The organism is Polaribacter sp. Asnod1-A03 (assembly GCF_045063585.1).
GTDB lineage: Bacteria > Bacteroidota > Bacteroidia > Flavobacteriales > Flavobacteriaceae > Polaribacter.
In genome coordinates, this window is record NZ_JBEFOE010000009.1 from 2673651 (window position 1) to 2692970 (window position 19320).

The following is a 19320-nucleotide window of genomic DNA, read 5'->3' on the forward strand; positions in this document are numbered from 1 at the left end:
ATATAGTTTTTTAGAGCTTATTAATCTTTAAAAAGTATTATTAAAAAAAGATTTATAATTTAATTATTGAAAGTAAGCATAGCTTTGTTTTATAAGGTGATTTAATCATGCTTTAGTTACCTTTTAGAAAAGTTTGAGTAATGTCTTCTTTTAATTTTATTGTGCATAAAAAAGGGGATTTATCTTATTGCTTTAAAAATTTTTATTTTTGGAGTTAAATAAGTGTTTGGAATTTTAAAAGCAAAAAAATCTCAGATTATTAGTTAATCTGAGATTTTGAAATCTTATTTAAGATATATAATTAATACCTGAAAATATTACTTTGAGCAAGAAGAAAAATACTTACTTGACCTAAAAGTTTACATCATTCCTGGCATTCCACCACCCATTGGAGGCATTCCGCCAGCAGGAGCATCTTCTTTAATATCAATTAAAGCACATTCTGTAGTAAGAATCATTCCGGCAACAGAAGCTGCGTTTTCTAAAGCAACACGAGTAACTTTTTTAGGATCTATAATTCCTGCATCTAACATGTTTACATATTGATCTGATTTAGCATCGTAACCAAAGTCTTTTTTACCTTCTAAAACCTTGTTGATAACTACAGACCCTTCTCCACCAGCATTTTCTACAATAGTTCTTAAAGGAGCTTCAATTGCTTTGTTTACAATTTGCACACCAGTTGTTTCATCTAAATTATCCGTAGTTAATTTTTCTAAAACTTTTTTAGCACGCACTAAAGCAACACCACCACCAGCAACAATTCCTTCTTCTACAGCAGCTCTTGTAGCGTGTAAAGCATCATCAACTCTGTCTTTTTTCTCTTTCATTTCTACTTCAGAAGCAGCACCAACATATAAAACTGCAACACCACCGGCTAATTTAGCTAAGCGTTCTTGTAGTTTTTCTTTGTCGTAATCAGAAGTTGTAGTTTCTATCTGAGATTTAATTTGACTCACTCTTGCTTTAATAGTATCTGCATTTCCAGAGCCATTTACAATTGTTGTGTTGTCTTTATCTATAGTAATACTTTCTGCTGTACCTAATAAATCTAAAGTTGCATTTTCTAAAGAGAATCCTCTTTCTTCAGAAATTACAGTTCCGCCTGTTAAAATAGCGATGTCTTCTAACATTGCCTTTCTTCTGTCTCCAAAACCAGGAGCTTTTACAGCGGCAATTTTTAAACCACCACGTAATTTATTTACCACTAAAGTAGCTAACGCTTGTCCGTCTACATCTTCAGCAATAATTAGTAAAGGTCTACCAGATTGAGAAACTGGCTCTAAAATTGGAAGAATTTCTTGTAAGTTAGAAATCTTTTTATCAAACAATAAAACATAAGGATTTTCTAAATCTGCAATCATTTTGTCTGCATCAGTAACAAAATAAGGAGATAAATAACCTCTGTCAAACTGCATACCTTCTACAACATCTACATAAGTATCCGTTCCTTTTGCTTCTTCTACTGTAATTACACCTTCTTTACCAACTTTACCAAAAGCAGTAGCAATTAAGTCTCCAATAACAGCATCGTTATTTGCAGAAATAGAAGCTACTTGTTGTATTTTTTCTGAAGAATTACCAACTTTTTCAGTTTGTTTTTCTAAATCAGCAACAATTGCAGTAACTGCTTTGTCAATACCACGTTTTAAATCCATTGGGTTTGCACCTGCAGCAACGTTTTTTAAACCTTCTTTTACAATTGCTTGCGCTAATACTGTAGCAGTTGTTGTACCATCACCAGCTAAATCATTGGTTTTAGAAGCAACTTCTTTTACCATTTGAGCCCCCATGTTTTCAAGCTCGTTTTCTAACTCTACTTCTTTAGCAACAGAAACACCATCTTTAGTAACTGTTGGTGCTCCAAAAGCTTTAGAAATAATTACGTTTCTTCCTTTAGGTCCTAAAGTTACTTTTACTGCATTTGCTAATGCATCAACTCCACGTTTTAAACCGTCTCTTGCTTCAATATCAAATTTTATATCTTTTGCCATTTTTTATGTTTTTTGCTTTTAGCTGTTAGCACTTGGCTTATAGCTAAAAAGGGTTTGCTTTATTTTTTGTTTTACTAAAGGCAATTAGCCTTAAATAAATAGCTTTTTTAGATGATAGCTAAAATATCAGATTCACGCATTATTAAATAATCGTTTCCTTCTAACTTTAGTTCTGTACCTGCATATTTTCCGTATAAAACAGTATCACCAATTTTTACAGTTAAAGGTTCATCAACTTTACCGTTACCAACAGCAACGACTGTTCCTTTTTGAGGTTTTTCTTTTGCGTTGTCTGGTATAATTAATCCAGACGCTGTTTTTGTTTCTGCTGGAGCAGGTTCTACAAGAACTCTGTCTGCTAAAGGTTTAATATTTAATCCCATTTTTTATAAATTTTGATTAATTAAATTATTTTTTACGTTTTATAAACAGTCAGAAATTGTGCCATTAGATTATAACTGACAATTTTTCTCTGATTACATTTATTGTTAATTTTTAAGCATAAAAAAATGCCAACGTGTCATTTTCGTTGGCATTTTTATTAATATGATAAAAAAGATAATTTTTTATAAACTATCGTTTGTATTAGTTATTGGCTGTTCTATTGGTGTTGAAGTTTCTACACCATCTAAAGTATTTTCTAATTGAATACCATCTCCACTTCTAGGAATCGCAAAGTTTGCTAATAAAATTAAAGCAAACATAGCAATAGCTAAAGTCCAAGTAGATTTATCTAAAAAGTTGTTTGTGTTTTGTACACCTCCTAAAGATTGTGCGCCACCACCACCAAATGAAGAAGATAATCCTCCTCCTTTAGGGTTCTGTACCATTACCATTAATATTAATGCTAAGGCTACAATCAAAATTAGAATTAAAAATGCTGTATAACTCATGATTTATTTTTTTGTAAAATTTGTATTCTTTTTATTTGGTCTGCAAAGTAACCACTTTTTTCCGGATATTTCAAACTTAAAATTCTATTAGCTTGTATTGCACTATCATACTTTTTTTGCTCTAAGTAGACTTTAGCCAATGTTTCTGTCATTAATAAAGAATCTTGCCTGTTTTTTTCTAAAGGTGCAACAATAGTTTTGTCTTTTGCTAAAGGTTTTATTTTTGGATTACTTTCTATAAATTTATCGATTAATATTTCTTTTACAGTTGGTTTTTCTACTTTTGGTTCTCTAACAATTGGTTTTTTAGTAGAAAGTTGTAACCATTCACTAAACGAGTGGTTTTCTGATGATGAAAATGAAATAGGTGTTCCTATTTTTAATTCTTTTTTTACTTCATCAATTTTTTCTTGTTGTTTAAGAGGTTTTTCAATAGAGGGTTCATCAATAATAATAGGAATCGTTTCAGTTTGTTTTTCTGATACAATTTCTTTAGTTATTTTTTCTGAAACAAGTTGATGAATGTCTTTTTTTTCATTACTAAAATCACTAGCTGTTATGTAATTAAATAATACTGTTCTATCGGTTGTGTAAGAAGCAGTTGTTTTTAATTCGTTATTATATTTAAAGCTATCTTGGTTTTTTAATCCTTTTAAATATAAAGCTCTAGCTGCTTGAAAATAAGGAAATTTATTTACAATAGACTTTAATTCAGCAGTTTCTAATTGTTGAATATTTTGATTGTTTTCTATGATTTTTATAAACTTTGAAACTACCATTTAGCTACTGAAGCATTAAATATATCTTGTGTTAACCTATCTATTATTTCTTCTAAAGCTGTGTCTAAAACAGTACCTGTAAGTTGTGCATCTGCTGCAAAATCAGAGTAAAAAGAAAATTGTTTTTCAAAACTATCTTTCTCTATCAATTTATTTTCAAATCTAACATTAACAGTTATTGTTAATCTGTTCTGAGCAGCAGTTTGGTCTGAAGTTGCACTCATCGGAGTTACTCTGTAGTTTGTTATTTCTCCACTAAAATATAAATCTCCGTTAGATTTTACAGGTGTTAAATTGGTCTGACGTGTAAATAGATCTAGTAACTCTTGTGTAAAAGTCTGACTTAGACTTGGTTCTATTAAAGAAGCCTGATTAGGAAAAAAATCTATTTGTAATGTTTTTGCATCTCCAGTACTACCTCCTGTAAAAGAATAAGCACCACAAGCAATAAATAATATGGTAGATAATGAGAAGAAAGTTATATAGAGTAATTTTTTCATGATTTTTTAATATTCTTAGAGCAATTTATAAAAAAATTAAAATTGCTGTTTTTTAATTATAGAAATTAATAGTTTAGTAATTTATAAATCGTACTGTTTAATTTTTCTGTACAAAGTTCTTTCAGAAATACCGAGTTCTTTGGCAGCTAATTTACGTTTATTGCTATTTTTTTCTAGAGATTTTTTAATCATTTCTATCTCTTTGTCTTGTAAAGATAGAGATTCGTCTTCCTCAATAGTCTCAATAAAATCATAATCTTTATCTGTAGAAGAGTTCTGAGGAATGTTTAGAACTTCAATATCACTATCTCTTAATTCTTTATCGCTATAAATTTTTTCTAATAAATGATGGTTTTCTTCTTGGACTTCTTCTACATTTCCATTCTTCATTAAATCTAAAGTTAGCTTTTTTAGATCATTAATGTCATTACGCATATCAAATAAGATTTTATACATAATATCTCGTTCGGTAGAAAAATCATTTTCTTTTTTACCGCCAATTATAGCAGGTAAATTACCTTTGTTGTTAGGTAAATATTGTTGAAGTTTTATTGCAGAAATAATTCTATCTTCTTCTATAACAGAAATCTGTTCTGCTAGGTTTTTAAGCTGACGAATGTTACCAGGAAAACGATAGTTTAATAAAGCGCTAATAGCATTTTCATCTAAACGAATTGAAGGCATTCTATATTTTTGAGCAAAATCTGAAGCAAATTTTCTAAACAAAAGATGAATATCTTCATTACGTTCTCTTAAAGCAGGTAAATGAATTTCTACGGTACTTAATCTGTAATATAAGTCTTCTCTAAATTTTTCTTTTTCTATAGCAGCTTGCATATTAACGTTGGTTGCAGCTACAATTCTTACATCTGTTTTTTGTGTTTTTGATGAACCTACTTTTATAAATTCACCATTTTCTAAAACACGCAATAAACGTACTTGTGTTGTTAACGGTAGTTCTCCAACTTCATCTAAAAAAATAGTTCCACCATCGGCAACTTCAAAATAACCTTTTCTGTCTTGTGTTGCTCCTGTAAAAGAACCTTTTTCATGGCCAAAAAGTTCACTATCAATAGTTCCTTCTGGTATTGCACCACAGTTTACTGCAATATATTTTGCATGTTTTCTATGAGATAAAGAATGTATAATTTTAGGAATACTTTCTTTACCAACTCCACTTTCTCCGGTAACTAAAACGGAAATATCTGTAGGTGCAACTCTCACAGCTTTTTCTAAAGCTCTGTTTAGTTGAATATCGTTACCAATAATTCCGAAACGTTGTTTTATTGCTTGTAAGTTCTCCATTTTAATTTTTAGTTGCAAAATTTTAAAGTAACAGAGTAACAAGGTTTAGTAGCAAAATAACTTTTTTGCAGTTTGGTTACTCAGCAACTTTGTTGCTAATATTTAATTATTATCAGAATACCCAATAACAGTACCTTTTAATGTAGCAGATGTACAATCCTCTATTTTTACCATTACAAAATCACCTAACTTATAATCTCCTTTTGCAAAAACGGCTACTGTATTTTGTGTATTTCTACCTTTCCATTCATTAGGGTTTTTCTTAGAAGTACCTTCAATTAAAAATTCTTCTGTTTTACCTAAATGTTGTTGAGTTCTATATAAAGCGTGTTCTTGTTGAAGGTCTATAACCTCCTGTAATCTTCGTTTTTTTACTTCATTAGGAATATCATCATCCATTTTTTTTCCAGCTAAAGTTCCTGGTCTTTCAGAATAAGCAAACATAAAACCGAAATCGTATTTTACATATTTCATCAGTTCTAAAGTATCTTGATGATCTTGTTCTGTCTCTCCACAAAAACCGACAATCATATCTTGAGATAATGCCATTTCTGGAATTATCTTATAAATATTGTCAACTAACTCCATATATTCTTCACGAGTATGTTGTCTATTCATGGCTTTTAACATGGCGTTACTTCCACTTTGTACAGGTAAGTGAATGTATTTGCAAATATTTTTGTGCTTTGCCATTGTATGAATTACATCTAAACTCATGTCTTGAGGGTTAGATGTAGAAAAACGAAAACGTGTTTTTGGAAATTCTGTAGCACACATATCTAATAACTGAGCAAAATCTACAGCAGTTGCTTGTGCCATTTCTGATGCTTTTTTAAAATCCTTTTTTAATCCACCACCAAACCATAAAAAACTATCTACATTTTGACCTAATAGCGTAATTTCTTTAAAGTTTTTATCAACCATAGATTGTATTTCTTCTAAAATACTTTTGGGATCACGACTTCTTTCTCGTCCACGAGTAAAAGGGACTACACAAAAAGTACACATATTATCGCAACCTCTAGTAATAGAAACAAATGCAGAAACTCCGTTTGAGTTTAAACGAACAGGAGCAATATCTCCGTAAGTTTCTTCTTTAGATAAAATAACATTTACCGCATCTCTACCATCATTAACTTCTTCTAATAAGTTTGGTAAATCTTTATAAGCATCTGGCCCAACAACAAGGTCTACAATTTTTTCTTCTTCTAAGAATTTTTCTTTTAAACGTTCTGCCATACAACCTAAAACACCAACTTTCATGTTTTTGTTAGATTGCTGCTTTACCCTATTGTATTTTTGTAATCTTTTACGAACAGTTGTTTCGGCTTTTTCTCTAATAGAACAAGTATTAACCAAAACTAAATCTGCGTCTTCAAGAACTTGAGTAGTGTTGTAGCCTTGCTTTTCTAAAATAGCAGCAACAATTTCACTATCATTCATATTCATCTGACAGCCATAGCTTTCTATGAATAATTTTTTAGAATTCTCTTTTTTATGTTCGGTTACAAGTGCTTTACCTTGTATTTTTTCATTTATGATTTTTTCTGCGTGTTCCATCTCTCAATTTATCATTTGAAGGTGTGCAAAGATACAACCAAATATTAATTTTTGTGACAAATTGGCAGAGAAAATTATATTGTATTTAAATAATAATTTGTCGAAAATTGATGAAAAAATTTTTTTTAACAAAAAACTGACTACTTTTGTGCTTAAAATAGTACGTTTTAAAGCGTTTTAGCTACAAAAGAAAGATAAATGGCAAAAAATTTAGTAATAGTAGAGTCACCAGCAAAAGCAAAAACTATCGAAAAATTTCTTGGAAAAGAATTTCAAGTAGAATCTAGTTTTGGTCATATTGCAGATTTACCATCCAAAGAATTAGGGATTGATGTAGAAGGAGATTTTAGTCCAAAATATATAGTATCTGATGATAAAAAATCAGTAGTAAAAAAATTAAAATCATTATCTAAAAAAGCAGACACCGTTTGGTTAGCAAGTGATGAGGATCGAGAAGGAGAAGCTATTGCGTGGCATTTAAAAGAACAATTAGATTTAAAAGAAGAAAATACAAAACGTATTGTTTTTCATGAAATTACTAAGAATGCCATTTTAAAAGCAGTCGAAAATCCTAGAGATATAGATTATAATATGGTAAACGCACAACAAGCGCGTAGAGTTTTAGACAGACTTGTTGGGTATGAATTATCACCTGTTTTATGGCGTAAAGTAAAAGGAGGTTTATCCGCTGGTAGAGTACAGTCTGTTGCGGTACGCTTAATAGTAGAAAGAGAAAGAAGTATTTTAGATTTTAAGGCAGAAACACATTATAAGGTTGTTGCAGAATTTTCTAATATTGATGGTAAAACATTTAAAGCAACCATCCCTAAGAATTTCGATTCTAAAAAATCTGCCGAAGAATTTTTAAAATCTTGTGCAAATGCAGATTTTTCTATTGCAGATTTAACTAAAAAGCCTGCAAAAAAATCGCCAGCAGCACCATTTACAACATCAACATTACAACAAGAAGCATCACGTAAATTAGGGTTTCCAGTAGCAAAAACAATGCAAGTTGCACAACGTTTGTATGAAGCCGGTTTAATTACCTATATGAGAACAGATAGTGTAAACTTATCTGTAGATGCAAGAAATGCTGCAGAAGAAGAAATTACCAATTATTACGGAAAAGAATATAGTAAACAACGTGTTTTTAAATCGAAAGCAAAAGGAGCGCAAGAGGCTCACGAGGCAATTAGACCAACAAACATGAAAGCACATTCTATTGATACAGAATATGATCAGAACAGATTGTATGATTTAATTTGGAAAAGAACATTAGCTTCTCAAATGAGTGATGCTCAATTGGAAAGAACTAATATGAAAATAGAGAATTCTGAAAACTCAAAAATTTTCACAGCAAATGGTGAAATGATAAAGTTTGAAGGTTTCTTAAAAGTATATTTAGAAGGAAAAGATGATGATGAGGAAGAACAAGCAGGAATGTTACCAACGTTAAAAGTTGGAGAGCATTTAAATTATTCTTTTATAAATGCTACACAAAGATTTACGAGTCCGCCTTATCGTTTTACAGAAGCTTCTTTGGTAAAACAATTAGAAGAATTAGGTATTGGACGTCCATCTACATATGCACCAACAATTTCTACAGTTCAAAGAAGAGGTTATGTAGAAAAAGGCCAAAATGAAGGTGTGGAAAGAAATTATGAGCAAATGATTTTGGCGAATGCTGTTGTTAAAAGTCAGACTTTGTCAGAAAAAACAGGTTCAGATAAAAATAAATTAATTCCTACAGATATAGGAAACATTGTAAACGACTTTTTAGTTGCAAATTTTTCTAATATTTTAGATTTTGGATTTACGGCAAGAGTAGAATCTTCTTTTGATGATATTTCTGAAGGAGATGAAGATTGGATAGAAATGATAAAAGGTTTTTATACCAAATTTCATGACAATGTAGAAGATGTTAAAGAAAATGCAGATAGAGAAAGTGGAGAGCGTATTTTAGGAAAGCATCCAGAATCTGGTAAAACAGTGTTAGTACGTTTAGGTAAATTTGGACCAATAGCCCAAATTGGAGCGCCGGAAGATGAAGAAAAAGTATTTGCCAGCTTAAATAAAGATCAGCATTTAGGTACAATTACTATGGAAGAAGCTTTAGAATTATTCTTACTTCCAAAAACATTAGGTACTTTTCAAGATGAAGAAGTAATTGTTTCTAACGGACGTTTTGGGCCTTATATTAAGTTTGGTGCAATGTATGTTTCTTTAGATAGAGGAGAAAATCCTATGGAAGTAGATTTACCTAGAGCAGAAGAATTAATTGTTGCAAAACAAAAAGCAGATGCACCAATTTATTATTACGAAGATTTACCTGTACAAAAAGGTGTTGGGCGTTTTGGGCCATATATTAAATGGAACTCAATGTTTATCAACGTAAATAAAAAGTACGATTTTGACAACCTTTCTGATGATGATATTGTTGAATTAATTGAGGTTAAAAAGCAGAAAGAAATAGATAAAGTTATTCATAATTGGGAAGATGTTGGTATTCGTGTAGAAAAAGCACGTTGGGGGCGATTTAATGTTTTAAAAGGAAAGATTAAAATTGAATTGCCAAAAACTACCGAAATTGAAAAACTTACTAAGGCAGAAGCAGAAAAGATGATTGAAGCTAAAACACCTAAGAAAAAGGCAACAAGAAAAAAAGCGCCAGCCAAAAAAGCTACTGCTAAAAAAACAACTACTAAAAGAGTTGCAAAGAAGAAGTAAAAACTTACTATAATATTTGTTAAGAAAAATTGATGATCGAATACTTTTTATCTCCTGTAAAAGAAACTGTTTTAGAACATTTAGAATTACAACCTAATTTATGTTTAGGGAAAAAAATAAGAATTCATTCAGAAAAAGAAGGTTTTCCAGATTTAGAAAATGTACAATTAGCAATTCTTGGTGTTCAAGAAGATAGAAACTCTGAAGATAACTTTGGTTGTGGTGAAGGTTTGCATTTTATCAGAAAAAAAATCTATGAATTATTTCCAGGAAATTGGCAGACAGAAATTGCAGATTTAGGAAATGTTTTAAAAGGAAATGCTGTGTCGGATACTTATTTTGCGGTATCAGAAATTATAACAGATTTAATAAAAAAAAATATAATTCCTATTATTATTGGTGGAGGTCAAGATATTACTTATGTAAATTACAGGTCTTACGATAATTTAGAGCAAACTGTAAATATTACAGCAGTAGATAGTCGATTTGATTTAGGGGATATAGATGACGAGTTAACCTCTCAATCTTATTTAAGTAAGATAATTATGCAAGAACCTAATAATCTGTTTAATTACTCTAACGTTGGTTATCAAACTTACTTTAACTCTCAAGAAGAAATTCAACTATTAGAAAATTTATTTTTTGATGCGTATCGATTAGGAAACGCAAAAGAGTTAGAAAATATAGAACCTGCTTTTAGAAATGCAGATATTGTTTCTATTGATATAGGAGCTGTAAGGCAAAGTGATGCACCTGCTAATAATAATGCATCTCCAAATGGTTTTTATGGAGAAGAAATATGTGCAATTACAAGATATGCAGGTATTAGCGATAAGGTATCTTCTTTTGGTATTTATGAGTATAATCCTAGATATGATAAGAATCATCAGACAGCAAGTTTAATTGCTCAAATGATATGGTATTTTATAGAAGGGGTTAATTTTAGAGTAAAAGATTATCCTTTTTCTGGGAAGGAAAATTATCAAAAATTTACTGTTTTAATGGAAGATGATGATTCATTAATTTTTTATAAGAGTAATAAATCTGGTAGATGGTGGATGGAGATAAAAATTCTTTCAGATAATAAATACAAAAGACATGCGTTAATACCATGTACATACAGAGATTATACAGATGCAATAAATCAAAATATACCAGAAAGATGGTATAAGGCAATGAAGAAAATGTTGTAAATTAAGAATATAATCAAAAACAATACGTTAAAATCCACTTTCAACATTGTATTTTAGCAAAAAAAATAATAGGTTTACGAACTTTTAGTAAATACAAAAATATAATATGAAAAAAGCAGCAGTATTTGCACTTTTAATAACCATTTTTTACAGTTGTGGCTCTAATGATAGAGGAGAACTAGTAGGGGTGAAATCTAAAAAGGAGTGGTTTTCTGAAAAACCTTTTGGTATGGCTTTGATTCCTGGAGGCTCATTTACAATGGGTAAACAAGATCAAGATCTTATAGGTACTTTAAATACACCAACAAAAACAGTTACAGTTAGACCATATTACATGGATGAAACTGAAATTACCAATAATGAATACAAAGAGTTTGTTTTTTGGGTAAGAGATTCAATCGTAAGAACAAAATTAGCAACTCAGGCAGAATTTGCTAGTTATATGACAATTTCTGGTGGTAATGCACCAACAGGAGGAATACAAGACTTTAAGTTTAAAGATACCGTAGCTAATTCAACTCCATACCAAAAGTATATGTATGATAATTACTATAGTTTAGGAATAGGTATTGATTCTATAAAACCATTAGATTGGGAAACTGATATTATTTGGGAGACTCAAGATTTTCCTGATGCAGATTATGTAGAAGTAATGGATAGTTTATATATTAAAAGAGGAGAATCTGTTGATGGTGTTAGAATTTTTAATACAAAATTTTTAAATTATAGATATTCTTGGTTTGATAGAGATAATGCAGCTAGAAAAGGTGGTAGCAGAAAAGACTTTATAAAAACAGAAGTATTAAATATTTATCCGGATACTACTGTATGGGTAAAAGATTTTAATTATTCTTACAATGATCCTATGCATCAAGATTATTTTCATCATCAATCTTATGGAGATTATCCTGTTGTTGGTGTTAATTGGGATCAGGCAAATGCATTCTGTAATTGGAGAACAAAGAAGAAAAATGATTATTTAAAAAATAAGAAAAATATAACTTCTGTACCAAATTTTAGATTGCCAACTGAAGCAGAATGGGAATATGCAGCAAGGGGTGGTTTAGAATTTGCAACTTATCCTTGGGGAACAGGAAGTACAACAACAGATAGAGGTTGCTTTTTAGCAAACTTCAAACCAGTAAGAGGTAATTATGCTGCAGATGGAGCTTTGTATACTGTAGAGGCTAGATCTTATAATGCTAATGATTATGGTCTTTACAATATGGCTGGTAATGTTTCTGAATGGACAAGTACGGCATATAACTTATCATCATATTACATGGCTTCAACTATGAACCCTAATGTAGAAGATAGAACAAATAAAAGAAAAATAATAAGAGGAGGTTCCTGGAAAGATGTAGCATATTTTTTAGAAGTAGGTTCTAGAGATTATGAATATGCAGATACAGCTAGAAGCTATATTGGGTTTAGAGCAGTACAGAACTATATTGGAACGACAAATTAAAAAAAGAAAAAAATAAATAAAAAAAAATTATGGCACAATCAAGATCATACAAAAAAATAATGAATTTTGTTTACGGAATGGGAGCAGCAGTAGTTATTATTGGGGCATTATTTAAAATTCAGCATATTGAGTTCCTTGGGATATCAGGTGGTATGATGTTAACAATAGGTCTTTTGGTAGAAGCTCTTGTATTTGCTGTTTCTGCTTTTGATACACCCGAAGAAGATTTTGATTGGACAAAGGTATATCCTGAATTAGAAGGAGGAGAAAGCTTAGTTTCTTCTAAAATAGAGGGAAAAATAGAAACACAAGGTTTACTTTCTCAAAAAATAGATGATTTATTAAATGATGCTAAAATAGATGCTGACTTGATGAAGAAATTAGGTAGTAGTATGAAAAACTTTCAAAATGCAGCAGAAGGTTTGTCGTCTACCTCTACATCAGTTGCATCTACAAATAAATATAACGAACAAGTTACATTAGCAGCTTCTCAATTAGAATCTTTAAATAACTTGTATAAAATACAAGTTGAAAATACTGGCAAGCATACTGCGTTAAATACTGCTGTAGTAGAGAATACTGAAAAATTACAAAAACAAATGGCAGCTTTAGAAAAGAATCTATCTTCTCTAAATGGGGTTTATGGAGGAATGCTTTCTGCAATGTCAAAATAATAATTAGTTAAACTATATATATTAACTTAAAAACTAATTAGAATGGCAGGAAAAATGTCCGCAAGACAGAAAATGATAAACTTAATGTATCTTGTGTTTATTGCAATGTTAGCACTAAACATGAGTAAAGAAGTTTTATCTGCTTTTGGCTTTATGAATGAAAAGTTGACTGAAAATAATGTATCAACTACAGCAAAAAATAACGCTGCTTATGCAAATTTAGAAACTAAAGCAAGTGAACAAACAGAAAAGTTTGGAGAGCTAAATAAAGATGCAAAGAAAATTAAAGATTATTCTGCTAATTTTTATACATATTTAGAAGAGTTAAAATCTAAAATGACTGCTGATATTGAAGATAAAAGCGATTATGAAACAATGGACAAAACGTCCTTTTTAGATGAGTATTTTTTTCAAGGAGATAAATTTACAGAAGAAGGTAAAGAGTTTTTAGACAAAATAAATTCTTATAGAGTAGATGTGATTAATGTTTTAGGGGAAGATAGTAAATTTGCGCCTGTTTTAAATAAAAGGTTTTCTACTGCCGATGTTACTAATAGTGATGGTAATACTGTAAAATGGTTAGATTATAGATATAAAGGTTTTCCTTTAGTTGCTTCTTTAACGAGTTTAACGCAAATGCAGGCTGATATTAAAAATACAGAAAGTGATATTGTATCGGATTTATTAGGAGGTAAAATGGAAGAAGCTTTATCTTTAAATAATTATAAAGGTATTGTTGCATTAGAAAAAAATGCATACTTCGCAGGAGAAAAAGTAACAGGTAAAATTGTTTTGGGGCGTTATGATGCAACAATGGTGCCAGACAATGTAACTTTAAATGGTAAAGATTACGATAATATTCAATCAGGACAAGTAATTATAGACATGCCAGCAGGTAATGTTGGTAACCATGATATTAAAGGAACTATTGCTTTTACACAGAATGGAGAAGTAGTAGAGGTTCCTTTCGAAAATTCTTATTCTGTTATACCAGAGCCAAGTACAGCTGTAGTGTCAGCAGATAAAATGAACGTGGTATATAGAGGCTTAAATAATCCTATTTCTGTTTCTTTACCAGGTGTTAGTGATAACAATTTAAGAGTTTCGGCAACAGGTGGTAGTTTGTCTGGTAGTAGAGGTAAGTATATATTAAAACCAAGTAGCGGTAATACTGCTGTTATAAATGTTAGTGCAACTTTAAGTAGTGGTAAAACAGTAAACTCTAAAGCTACGTTTAGAATTAAAGATATACCAGCAGCTATGGGGTCTGTGAGAGGACAATACGGTACGGTAAGAATGCCTAAGTCTGGTTTAGCAAATGCACCAATTGCTGCAGGGTTACCAGATTTTGAATTTGATTTAAAAATTAGTGTTCAAAGTTTTCAAATTAAAGTACCAGGTCAGTTAACAATTACAGTAAATGGATCTACTTTAAGTGCGGCGGCAAAACAAAAATTGTCTAAGGCTAAAAGAGGAGACCAAATTAATATTTTTAATATTAAAGCTACAGCTAACGGAATTAACATTAAAAAAGTTTTACCTGTTAGTATAGAATTAACAAACTAGAAGTTAAAAAATAGAATATGTTTAAAAATTGTTTAATATTATTTTTCGCTTTGATTATAAATCATTCAATAAATGCTCAACAGGGTATTTTGAATGTTAAGAGTGTTAGTGAAATAGGAATACAAAATCAAGAAACAACAGAAGATAATGAAGAACCTATTCCATACGGATATGTAGATGATAGGGATATTTTATGGTCTAAAGTAGTGTGGGAATTTGTAGATTTAAATCAAAAAATAAATTTACCATATTATTTCCCTATTGATACAACTAATATTTCATCAGATAGAAGATCTTTATTTGATACCTTGATAAAAGGAATTAAACAAGGTAAAATAGAAGGGGCATATATAGATTCTTATTTTACTTCTAAAATCACTAAAGAAGAAATTGATTCAAGATTGATAAGTATTAGAGAAGAAAATGGTTACAGAGATACTATTAGACTTCAAACACAAGATGTTGTTGGATACATGATTAAGGGTATGTGGTATTTTGATAAACGACAAGGTGAATTAAAATACAGACTTTTAGCATTAGCGCCGATGGGTAAAGATGTACAAACATTAGGATTACAAGATATAGAAGACGATAATTTGTATGAATTATTTTGGATATTCTTCCCTGAAGCAAGAGACGTTTTACATGATGCCAAAGTTTTTAATCCAAAGAATGCATCTCAGCCAATTTCTTTTGATCATTTGTTAAATGCTAGAAGGTTTAGTAGTACAATAGTTAGAGAAGAAAATATTTATGGAAACAGAGCGATTACAGATTATGTAAGAGGTAATTCTCTTTTTCAATTATTAGAGGCAGATAAAATTAAAGAAAGTATTAGAAATCGAGAAATCGATATGTGGAATTATTAACTACCACTTTTATTCTAAAACATCATATAGGCGTTCCAATTTAATTGGAACGTTTTTTTTTGAAGCTATTTCCTGCTTTCAATTGTACCTTTTTTTGAAAAAACAAAAAAAAGATGCTATTTCAATCAGGGCTAAGCAAATTTGTACTCATAATAGTAGTTTTTTTCTAATTTTAGGAATCAGAATAAAACAAAATTGATGTATTTTTATCCTATGAAAGTAGATTATATTATTGTTGGTTTAGGGTTGGCAGGTTTGGCATTTGTAGAAGAATTGATTGAAGCCCAAAAGACATTTTTAGTTTTCGAAGATGATTCTCAAACTTCTTCTTTAGTAGCTGGTGGAGTTTATAATCCTGTAATTTTAAAACGTTTTACACCTGTTTGGAATGCCAAAGAACAGCTAGATGTTGCACTTCCGTTTTATAAAAAAATAGAAGAGAAACTAAATATTTCTATTGATCAAAAATTTGTGGTAAAAAAATCTTTTAAATCCATAGAAGATCAAAATAATTGGTTTGGTGCTTTAGATAAACCAAAATTGATTGAATATTTAGACCCGAAATTAGATACCAAATCTTACAATGGTGTTTTAGCTGATTTTAATTTTGGAAACGTAAAAGGTACAGGAAGAATTGATACTGAAAAATTAATAAAAGCATACAGAGCATATTTAGAATCGGAAAATTTAATTCTTTTTGAAAAATTTGAATACGCAGAAATAATTTTAAATGAAGAAACCATAAATTATAAAGATATTACAACTTCTAAAATTGTTTTTTGTGAAGGTTTTGGTATCAAAGAAAATCCGTATTTTAATTATTTACCTTTAAATGAAGCAAAAGGTGAGTTGTTAACTATTAAAGCTCCGGAATTAAATATTAATTTCTTATTAAAATCGACTCTTTTTGTATTGCCTTTAGGTGATAATCTTTACAAAGTTGGAGCAACTTTCAATTGGACAGATAAAACATCTAATCCATCGAAAGAAGGTAAAGAAGAATTGGTAGAAAAATTAAAGAAAGTAATTGATGTTCCGTACACAATTGTAAATCAAACAGCGGGAATTAGACCTACAGTTTCCGGTAGAAGGCCTTTAGTTGGTACACATCCAGATTATAACCAACTAGTTGTTTTAAATGGTTTAGGAACTCGTGGTGTTATGATTGGACCTACAGTTGCTAAAAACCTTTTTAATCATTTAGAAAAAGCAGAAAGTTTAGATGAAGAAATAAATATAGATCGTTTTAATCATTTAAATAATTCTGTTTCTAATTAAAAAACAAAAAGAACTATCTTTTAGGTTTGCAATATGTGTTAAGGATTGAGCGGCTTGTTTGAGTTTTTTTATTTTTACAAAAAAAGCGAGTAGCGAAAGCCTGTTAAAACGTACAAATAATCTTTTATTTATCTTTTTTGGTAATCTTTTCTTGGTAAGAAACAAACATATTTATCCAAATAATTCGAGATAAACGCATGTTGATTGGTGCTAAAACCAATAGTACAATTACAATGGCAGCAAAACTTTGTAAAAGTGTTAAGTTAAAAAACAATGCTCCAATTACAAAAGTAGCCACAGAAAGCGCAACGGTTATACCATAGTTAACATACATTGCTCCGTAAAAAAAAGAAGGTTCCATCATGTATTTTAAATTACAATTAGGGCAATTGTCGTGTAGTTTGGTAACTTTACTAGGATTGTACGTTAACTTATGTTCAAAGAATTCACCTTCATGGCATTTTGGACACTTTGCGTTAAAAATACTGTACAACTTGGTTCCTTTTTTAAACATAATAAAATATAAATTTGTATACTTTTGCAAAGATAGAGTTTTAAACTTTTTAATTAAGTAACAATTATTACATTAGATGTTAAACGTACACAACTTAACGGTTTCCTTTATGGGAACTGATTTATTTTCAGGAATTACTTTCAAATTAAACAAAGGAGATAGAATTGGTCTTATTGGTAAAAATGGAGCAGGAAAATCTACGCTTTTAAAAGTACTTTCTAAAGATATAGAAAGTAGCGGAGGTACAATGGCTTTTGATAAAGACGTTAAAATGGGGTTTTTAAGACAGGATATAGATTTTGTTGAAGGAAGAACTATTTTAGAAGAAGCTTACCAAGCATTTGAAGAAATTAAAGAAATTGAATTAAAACTCGATGAAATTAATGAGCAACTTGCTACAAGAACAGATTATGAAAGTGAAGAATACACACAATTAATTCATGATTTAACGGATAATACAGAACGTTACGAGCTTTTAGGTGGTTACAATTATCAAGGTGATACAGAAAAGATTTTACAAGGTTTAGGTTTTCAAAGGGAAGATTTTGATAAACTAACAGATACTTTTTCTGGTGGATGGAGAATGCGTATAGAATTGGCTAAATTATTATTACAAAATAATGATATTTTACTACTGGATGAGCCGACGAATCACTTAGATATAGAATCTATTATTTGGTTAGAAAACTTTTTAAAAGGTTATGCAGGTGCAATTGTATTGGTATCTCATGATAAAATGTTTTTAGATAATGTAACCAATAGAACTATTGAAATTTCTTTAGGTCAGATTTATGATTATAAAAAACCTTATTCTCAATTTTTACTTTTAAGAGGTGAAATTAAAGAAAAGCAGTTGCAGGCACAAAAAAATCAAGAAAAAGAAATAAAACAAAAACAGCAATTAATAGATAAGTTTAAAGCGAAAGCAAGTAAGGCTTCTATGGCGCAATCTTTAATGAAACAACTTGATAAAGTTGAAAGAATTGAAGTTGACCAAGATGATAATGCTGCTATGAATGTACGTTTTGCCATTTCTAAAGAACCTGGTAAAATTATTGTTGAAGCAGAAAATTTATGTAAAAGCTACGGAGATAAACATGTTTTAGAAGATGTTGATTTATTGATTGAAAGAAATAGTAAGATTGCTTTTGTTGGCCAAAACGGACAAGGAAAATCTACGTTGGCAAAAATGATGGTTGGTGAAATTCCGTTTGAAGGAAATTTAAAACTAGGTCATAATGTAGAGTTGGGATATTTTGCTCAAAATCAATCAGAAGAATTACCACCAGAAAAAACAGTATTAGAAATTATGGAAGATGCTGCAACAGATACTAACAGAATGCGCGTTAGAGACATGTTAGGTTCTTTCTTATTTGGTGGAGATGCCGTAGATAAAAAAGCAAAAGTACTTTCTGGAGGAGAAAGAAATAGGTTAGCACTTTGTAAATTATTATTACAACCGTTTAATGTTTTAATAATGGATGAGCCAACCAATCACTTAGATATTGCTTCTAAAACGGTTTTAAAAGAGGCTTTAAATAATTTTAATGGAACTTTAATTGTAGTTTCTCATGATAGAGATTTTTTACAAGGATTAACAACAACCGTTTACGGGTTTAAAGACAAAGAAATTAAAGAGTATTTAGGTGATATTGATTATTTCTTAGAGCAACATAAGATGGAAAGTTTGCGTGATGCAGAAAAAAGAACTGTTGTAAAAGAAGAAAAAACTTCTGATAAAAAAGAAGCTTATCAATTGTCTAGAGATCAAGAAAAGCAATTAAAAAAGCTTAAAAATAAACTGTCTAATATAGAAACAGAAATTTCAAACTTAGAAACAGAAATTGAAAAAAGTGATTTAGAATTGGCAGAAAATTATGATGAAGTTTCTGCAAGACCTAACTTTTTTGAAAAGTATAAAGCTAAAAAAGCAAAATTAGATACCTTAATGGAAGATTGGGAAAAGGTAGAAGCTGAGGTTTCTAATTTTTCATAATTTT

Annotated in this window: 16 protein-coding genes; 8 read left to right on the plus strand and 8 right to left on the minus strand. The window is 30.1% G+C overall.

The features are described from left to right. Positions 1–359: 359 nt before the first annotated feature. The 7 genes from groL to miaB form a co-directional block, all read right to left on the minus strand. Positions 360–1994 (minus strand): chaperonin GroEL, encoded by a 1635-nt coding sequence (gene groL / locus ACJJVY_RS12075; RefSeq protein WP_405608885.1) that lies wholly within the window; start codon positions 1992–1994, stop codon positions 360–362. 107 nt (positions 1995–2101) lie between these two features. After that, entirely contained in the window at positions 2102–2377 is a 276-nt protein-coding gene (gene groES, locus ACJJVY_RS12080; RefSeq protein ID WP_405608888.1) for a co-chaperone GroES, read from the minus strand. Between the two features lie 183 nt (positions 2378–2560). Continuing rightward, a complete protein-coding gene (gene secG, locus ACJJVY_RS12085) occupies positions 2561–2887 on the minus strand; it encodes a preprotein translocase subunit SecG (RefSeq protein ID WP_405608891.1) in 327 nt (108 codons plus the stop codon). Further along, positions 2884–3666: a hypothetical protein gene (locus ACJJVY_RS12090; protein WP_405608894.1), complete on the minus strand. Its 783-nt coding sequence runs from the start codon at positions 3664–3666 to the stop codon at positions 2884–2886. The genes secG and ACJJVY_RS12090 overlap by 4 nt, the downstream gene beginning before the upstream one ends. Next, the gene (locus ACJJVY_RS12095) at positions 3660–4166 is read right to left on the minus strand and encodes an LptE family protein (RefSeq protein ID WP_405608897.1); all 507 of its coding nucleotides are present in this window, start codon (positions 4164–4166) and stop codon (positions 3660–3662) included. Before ACJJVY_RS12095 ends, ACJJVY_RS12090 begins: the two co-directional genes overlap by 7 nt. An 81-nt stretch (positions 4167–4247) precedes the next feature. After that, a complete protein-coding gene (locus ACJJVY_RS12100; RefSeq protein WP_405608900.1) occupies positions 4248–5471 on the minus strand; it encodes a sigma-54 interaction domain-containing protein in 1224 nt (407 codons plus the stop codon). Between the two features lie 102 nt (positions 5472–5573). Beyond that, positions 5574–7031, minus strand: a complete 1458-nt coding sequence (gene miaB / locus ACJJVY_RS12105; protein ID WP_405608903.1) for a tRNA (N6-isopentenyl adenosine(37)-C2)-methylthiotransferase MiaB — start codon at positions 7029–7031, stop codon at positions 5574–5576. 198 nt (positions 7032–7229) lie between these two features. Between miaB and topA the strand changes: the two genes are divergently transcribed. From topA to ACJJVY_RS12140, 7 genes are all read left to right on the plus strand, one after another. Next, positions 7230–9758, plus strand: a complete 2529-nt coding sequence (gene topA, locus ACJJVY_RS12110) for a type I DNA topoisomerase (RefSeq protein WP_405608906.1) — start codon at positions 7230–7232, stop codon at positions 9756–9758. 32 nt (positions 9759–9790) lie between these two features. Further along, entirely contained in the window at positions 9791–10951 is a 1161-nt protein-coding gene (locus ACJJVY_RS12115; protein WP_405608909.1) for a formimidoylglutamase, read from the plus strand. Between the two features lie 106 nt (positions 10952–11057). Beyond that, positions 11058–12419 (plus strand): gliding motility lipoprotein GldK, encoded by a 1362-nt coding sequence (gene gldK, locus ACJJVY_RS12120; RefSeq protein WP_405608912.1) that lies wholly within the window; start codon positions 11058–11060, stop codon positions 12417–12419. Positions 12420–12448: 29 nt separating this feature from the next. Beyond that, a complete protein-coding gene (gene gldL / locus ACJJVY_RS12125; RefSeq protein ID WP_405608915.1) occupies positions 12449–13093 on the plus strand; it encodes a gliding motility protein GldL in 645 nt (214 codons plus the stop codon). 42 nt (positions 13094–13135) lie between these two features. After that, a complete protein-coding gene (gene gldM / locus ACJJVY_RS12130; RefSeq protein WP_405608918.1) occupies positions 13136–14659 on the plus strand; it encodes a gliding motility protein GldM in 1524 nt (507 codons plus the stop codon). A gap of 17 nt (positions 14660–14676) precedes the next feature. Beyond that, the gene (gene gldN, locus ACJJVY_RS12135; protein WP_405608921.1) at positions 14677–15528 is read left to right on the plus strand and encodes a gliding motility protein GldN; all 852 of its coding nucleotides are present in this window, start codon (positions 14677–14679) and stop codon (positions 15526–15528) included. A gap of 213 nt (positions 15529–15741) precedes the next feature. Next, the gene (locus ACJJVY_RS12140) at positions 15742–16806 is read left to right on the plus strand and encodes an NAD(P)/FAD-dependent oxidoreductase (RefSeq protein ID WP_405611656.1); all 1065 of its coding nucleotides are present in this window, start codon (positions 15742–15744) and stop codon (positions 16804–16806) included. Positions 16807–16930: 124 nt separating this feature from the next. Here the strand turns inward: ACJJVY_RS12140 and ACJJVY_RS12145 are convergent, their stop codons facing one another. Then, entirely contained in the window at positions 16931–17320 is a 390-nt protein-coding gene (locus ACJJVY_RS12145; protein ID WP_405608924.1) for a DUF983 domain-containing protein, read from the minus strand. 76 nt (positions 17321–17396) lie between these two features. On the opposite strand from ACJJVY_RS12145, the gene ACJJVY_RS12150 reads away from it, so the two are divergent. Continuing rightward, positions 17397–19316, plus strand: a complete 1920-nt coding sequence (locus tag ACJJVY_RS12150) for an ABC-F family ATP-binding cassette domain-containing protein (protein WP_405608927.1) — start codon at positions 17397–17399, stop codon at positions 19314–19316. The last annotated feature ends 4 nt before the right edge of the window (positions 19317–19320 follow it).

Bases quoted from the DNA above. Each gene is read 5' to 3' on its own strand.
- groL (WP_405608885.1), bottom strand. From the start codon at position 1,994: ATGGCAAAAGATATAAAATTTGATATTGAAGCAAGAGACGGTTTAAAA.
- groES (WP_405608888.1), bottom strand. From the start codon at position 2,377: ATGGGATTAAATATTAAACCTTTAGCAGACAGAGTTCTTGTAGAACCT.
- secG (WP_405608891.1), bottom strand. From the start codon at position 2,887: ATGAGTTATACAGCATTTTTAATTCTAATTTTGATTGTAGCCTTAGCA.
- ACJJVY_RS12090 (WP_405608894.1), bottom strand. From the start codon at position 3,666: ATGGTAGTTTCAAAGTTTATAAAAATCATAGAAAACAATCAAAATATT.
- ACJJVY_RS12095 (WP_405608897.1), bottom strand. From the start codon at position 4,166: ATGAAAAAATTACTCTATATAACTTTCTTCTCATTATCTACCATATTA.
- ACJJVY_RS12100 (WP_405608900.1), bottom strand. From the start codon at position 5,471: ATGGAGAACTTACAAGCAATAAAACAACGTTTCGGAATTATTGGTAAC.
- miaB (WP_405608903.1), bottom strand. From the start codon at position 7,031: ATGGAACACGCAGAAAAAATCATAAATGAAAAAATACAAGGTAAAGCA.
- topA (WP_405608906.1), top strand. From the start codon at position 7,230: ATGGCAAAAAATTTAGTAATAGTAGAGTCACCAGCAAAAGCAAAAACT.
- ACJJVY_RS12115 (WP_405608909.1), top strand. From the start codon at position 9,791: ATGATCGAATACTTTTTATCTCCTGTAAAAGAAACTGTTTTAGAACAT.
- gldK (WP_405608912.1), top strand. From the start codon at position 11,058: ATGAAAAAAGCAGCAGTATTTGCACTTTTAATAACCATTTTTTACAGT.
- gldL (WP_405608915.1), top strand. From the start codon at position 12,449: ATGGCACAATCAAGATCATACAAAAAAATAATGAATTTTGTTTACGGA.
- gldM (WP_405608918.1), top strand. From the start codon at position 13,136: ATGGCAGGAAAAATGTCCGCAAGACAGAAAATGATAAACTTAATGTAT.
- gldN (WP_405608921.1), top strand. From the start codon at position 14,677: ATGTTTAAAAATTGTTTAATATTATTTTTCGCTTTGATTATAAATCAT.
- ACJJVY_RS12140 (WP_405611656.1), top strand. From the start codon at position 15,742: ATGAAAGTAGATTATATTATTGTTGGTTTAGGGTTGGCAGGTTTGGCA.
- ACJJVY_RS12145 (WP_405608924.1), bottom strand. From the start codon at position 17,320: ATGTTTAAAAAAGGAACCAAGTTGTACAGTATTTTTAACGCAAAGTGT.
- ACJJVY_RS12150 (WP_405608927.1), top strand. From the start codon at position 17,397: ATGTTAAACGTACACAACTTAACGGTTTCCTTTATGGGAACTGATTTA.